Origin of the sequence: Pseudomonas sp. UBA6323, assembly GCF_002439135.1 — a bacterium.
In the GTDB taxonomy this organism is placed as follows: domain Bacteria; phylum Pseudomonadota; class Gammaproteobacteria; order Pseudomonadales; family Pseudomonadaceae; genus Aquipseudomonas.
The window spans coordinates 1-4,410 of the sequence record NZ_DJSX01000003.1; the positions used below are offsets into that span (position 1 = coordinate 1).

General features: G+C 60.7%; 3 protein-coding genes and 1 pseudogene. 3 read left to right on the forward strand and 1 reads right to left on the reverse strand.

Features of this window, described 5'->3' with window-relative positions:
* The first annotated feature begins 217 nt into the window (after window positions 1-217).
* From arcA to arcC, 3 genes are all read left to right on the forward strand, one after another.
* Window positions 218-1,426, forward strand: a complete 1,209-nt coding sequence (gene arcA / locus B3P22_RS00935; RefSeq protein WP_296269520.1) for an arginine deiminase — start codon at window positions 218-220, stop codon at window positions 1,424-1,426.
* A gap of 118 nt (window positions 1,427-1,544) precedes the next feature.
* Window positions 1,545-2,555: an ornithine carbamoyltransferase gene (locus B3P22_RS00940; protein WP_038664468.1), complete on the forward strand. Its 1,011-nt coding sequence runs from the start codon at window positions 1,545-1,547 to the stop codon at window positions 2,553-2,555.
* Window positions 2,556-2,644: 89 nt separating this feature from the next.
* Window positions 2,645-3,571 (forward strand): carbamate kinase, encoded by a 927-nt coding sequence (gene arcC / locus B3P22_RS00945; RefSeq protein WP_038664471.1) that lies wholly within the window; start codon window positions 2,645-2,647, stop codon window positions 3,569-3,571.
* 122 nt (window positions 3,572-3,693) lie between these two features.
* Here arcC and B3P22_RS00950 read toward each other — a convergent pair.
* Window positions 3,694-4,003 (reverse strand): annotated as a pseudogene (locus B3P22_RS00950) (DUF3363 domain-containing protein); the annotation flags it as partial.
* Window positions 4,004-4,410 lie beyond the last annotated feature (407 nt).

Here is a 4,410-nt window from a genome sequence, read left to right on the forward strand (position 1 = left end):
CAATACCCATGGCGATCGGCACCATCGGTGTATCAGTGTCGTCTGAAGTCTGAGCTTCAAAGCCATACTGATCGGCGTCAGCATTGCCGCATTCTGCCTTTATTACAGTTTCCAGAGTTTGTAAGAGGGCTGCGCCAGACCTTCCAGAGCTACGTTCCACGAGAAGGAGTTTGACATGTCCAAGGAACCCCTAGGCGTTCATTCCTAAGCCGACAAGCTGCACAAGGTGATTGACTGCTCGCCCGGCCTTGCGCACCTGCGCCTGACCCCCGCCAACTGCGACGAACTGCTGTTCGACGACGTGATCTGGGTATCGCAGGCCAAGCGCGACCATTTCGATTTCATGACCAAGATGCGTGAACGCGGTATAGAGGTCGTGGAGATGCACAACCTGCTCGAAGAGACCGTGCGCAACCCGCAAGCGCTGCAGTGGATTCTCGAGCGCAAGATCACCCCCAACAGCGTCGGCCTCGGTCTGCAGAACGAAGTTCGTTCGTTTATCGAAAGCCTGGAGCCACGGCGCATCGCCGAATTCCTGATCGGCGGCGTGTCCGGCGCAGACCTGCAGAAATACAAAGATTCGGAAGCAGCGAAGATGTTCAACGCCTATCTGGGCGAGTCCAGCTTCATCTTCCCGCCGCTGCCCAACACCCAGTTCACCCGCGACACCACCTGCTGGATCTACGGCGGCGTAACCCTCAACCCGATGTACTGGCCGGCGCGCCGCCAGGAAACCCTGCTCGCCAGTGCCATCTACAAATTCCACCCGGACTTCATCAATGAAGAGTTCGAGGTCTGGTATGGCGACCCGGATCAGGATCACGGCTCGGCCACCCTCGAAGGCGGCGACGTGATGCCAATCGGCAACGGTACCGTGCTGATCGGCATGGGTGAGCGCAGCTCGCACCAGGCCATCGGCCAGGTGGCGCGTACCCTGTTCGCCAAAGGCGCCGCCGACAAGGTGATAGTCGCCGGCCTGGGCAAATCGCGCTCGGCCATGCACCTGGACACCGTGTTCAGCTTCTGCGACCGCGACCTAGTGACCATCTTCCCGGAAGTGGCCAACTCCATCGTGCCCTTCGTGCTGCGCCCGGATGAAAGCAAGCCTGGCGGTATCGACCTGCGCCGCGACGAGCGCAGCTTCCTCGACGTGGTCGCCGAGTCGCTCAACCTGAAGAAACTGCGCGTGGTGGAAACCGGCGGCGACGCCTACGAGGCCGAACGCGAGCAGTGGGACGACGGCAACAACGTGGTCTGCCTGGAACCCGGCGTGGTCATCGGCTACGACCGCAACACCTACACCAACACCCTGCTGCGCAAGGCCGGCGTCGAGGTCATCACCATCAGCGCCAGCGAACTGGGACGCGGCCGTGGCGGCGGCCACTGCATGACCTGTCCGATCATCCGCGACCCAATCGATTACTGACGGACACATATTCGTAGGGTGGACATGGCGCAGCCTTGTCCACCTTTGCCAGCAAGAAGGCGGACAAGCCTGCAGCATGTCCGCCCTACAGTTGCCCTTGCCAACGGAGCGAAATCTCATGGCTTTCAACATGCACAACCGCAACCTGCTCAGCCTGATGCACCACAGCACCCGTGAGCTGCGTTACCTGCTCGACCTGTCGCGCGACCTCAAGCGCGCCAAGTACACCGGCACCGAGCAGCAGCACCTGAGCCGCAAGAACATCGCGCTGATCTTCGAGAAGACCTCGACCCGCACCCGCTGCGCCTTCGAGGTGGCCGCCTACGACCAGGGCGCCAACGTCACCTACATCGACCCCGGCTCCTCGCAGATCGGTCACAAGGAGTCGATGAAGGACACCGCTCGCGTGCTCGGACGCATGTACGACGCCATCGAGTATCGCGGCTTCAAGCAGGAGATTGTCGAGGAACTGGCCACCTACGCCGGCGTGCCGGTGTTCAACGGTCTGACCGACGAGTACCACCCCACGCAGATGCTCGCCGACGTGCTGACCATGCGCGAGCACAGCGACAAGCCGCTGCACGACATCGCCTACGCCTACCTCGGCGATGCGCGCAACAACATGGGCAACTCGCTGCTGCTGATCGGCGCCAAGCTCGGCATGGACGTGCGCATCGCCGCGCCCAAGGCGCTGTGGCCGAGCGCCGAACATGTCGCCGCCTGCAAGAAATTCGCCGAGGAAAGCGGCGCCCGCCTGCTGCTCACTGAAGACCCGAAGGAAGCGGTCAAGGGCGTCGACTTCGTCCACACCGACGTCTGGGTGTCGATGGGCGAGCCGGTGGAAGCCTGGGGTGAACGCATCCAGGAACTGCTGCCGTACCAAGTCAACGCCGAAATCATGAAGGCCGCCGGCAACCCGCGGGTGAAGTTCATGCACTGCCTGCCGGCCTTCCACAACAGCGAAACCAAGGTCGGCAAGCAGATCGCCGAACAGTATCCGCACCTGAAGAACGGCATCGAAGTGACCGAGGACGTCTTCGAGTCGCCATGGAACATCGCCTTCGAGCAGGCGGAAAACCGCATGCACACCATCAAGGCGATTCTGGTCGCGACCCTGGCCGACATCTAAACCGTAGCCCGGATGCAATCCGGGGCAATCGCCCCCTCGCCATCCCCGGATTGCATCCGGGCTACGAACGAGAACAAGGAGCAACCATCATGCGACTCGTCATCGCCCTGGGCGGCAACGCCCTGCTTCGTCGCGGCGAAGCCATGACCGCGGAAAACCAGCGTGAAAATGTACGTATCGCCTGTGAGCAGATAGCCAAGGTTGCAGGCGGAAACGAGCTGGTGATCGCTCACGGCAACGGCCCACAAGTCGGCCTGCTGGCCCTGCAGGGCAATGCCTTCGACGCCGCCAATCCTTACCCGCTGGATGTACTCGGCGCCGAAACTGAAGGCATGATCGGCTACATGATCGAGCAGGAGCTGGGCAACCTGCTGCCGTTCGAGGTGCCCTTCGCCACCATCCTCACCCAGGTCGAAGTGGACAGCGCCGATCCAGCGTTCAAGAAACCAACCAAACCTATAGGCCCGGTCTACGCCAAGGAAGAAGCCGAACGCCTGGCCGCCGAGAAAGGCTGGAGCATCGCCCCGGACGGTGACAAGTTCCGCCGCGTCGTGGCCAGCCCACGGCCACAACGCATCTTCGAAATTCGCCCGATCAAATGGCTGCTGGAAAAAGGCAGCGTGGTGATCTGCGCCGGTGGCGGCGGTATTCCCACCATGTACGACGGCAACAAATTGCATGGCGTGGAGGCGGTGATCGACAAGGATCTGTGCTCGTCACTGCTCGCCGAACAGCTCAACGCCGACCTGCTGGTAATCGCCACCGACGTCGACGCCACCTATATCGACTGGGGCAAGCCGACGCAGAAATCCATCGCCGAAGCTCACCCCGACGAGCTGGACAAACTCGGCTTTGCCGCCGGCTCCATGGGGCCGAAGGTGCAAGCCGCCTGCGAGTTCGCCCGCAACACTGGCAGCACGGCGGTGATCGGCTCGCTGGAAAATATCGAGGCCATCGTCCAGGGCAAATCCGGTACCCGGATCAGCCTGGATTACAGCGCCATCGCCTATCGCTGAAGGAGAGATGCCAACATGTTCGAGCCCGGCCATCTGCATCGCGATAACTTGGACAAACTCGAGACAATCTAGAGGGCTACGAGGTTCACTTGGTTTTCACCAGTATGCTTCGACTCTACATCTCAGCCTTGCGACCGACTAATCTCCCAGAACACTCTGCCATGGCGCATGGGTCACTGCAATTTGCTGCCCGAGTCGTTGCTCGATGATGGGGTTCACGGCATTAGGCTGAATCCCTTACCGTCATCGAGCACGGCGTAACGTCCACTGGCGAGCAGACGCTACGCCGTAGATGCCTATCACGCGCCGATCATCAAGGATTGGTCGGTGCTCTAACCCCGTTTCGGCGGCGATCTCGAGAGCGAACTGGGTTCGCTCTCGATTGCGCAACGTCGCCTGCAGGTTACGCGTCAGGATTACACGACGACCTTGAACTGCTCAGGCGTCTCAGCGCGCGAAGATCTTCTGGAACCCAAATGCCACCAGTGCCCCACCGGCCCAACCGTTCATAGCCCGATACGCAGGTAGCCATCACGAAAGGCCAACGTGCCGAAAATCCAAACGAGCCCGATTTGCCAACCTAGGAGTAGCACTCTAGTCAGCAGGAGAGTGATCGGGTAGAACCAGAGCGGAAAGGCGGCCGGGAATATGGCGGCGAAAGAGCTAGAAGTCGCGCTGACTTCAAAACTGAGCAGCAGCTACCGAAAACAACGCAAGATTCGCTTCCCGGTTTGAGACAACTCATTCGGGACGCTCCGTCGGGCCGCAGAATCGAAGTCCAAAGGAACAGCTGGTTCATAGCCTCTCACTAGGTATAGGTAAGCGTCTGGCCAACACAC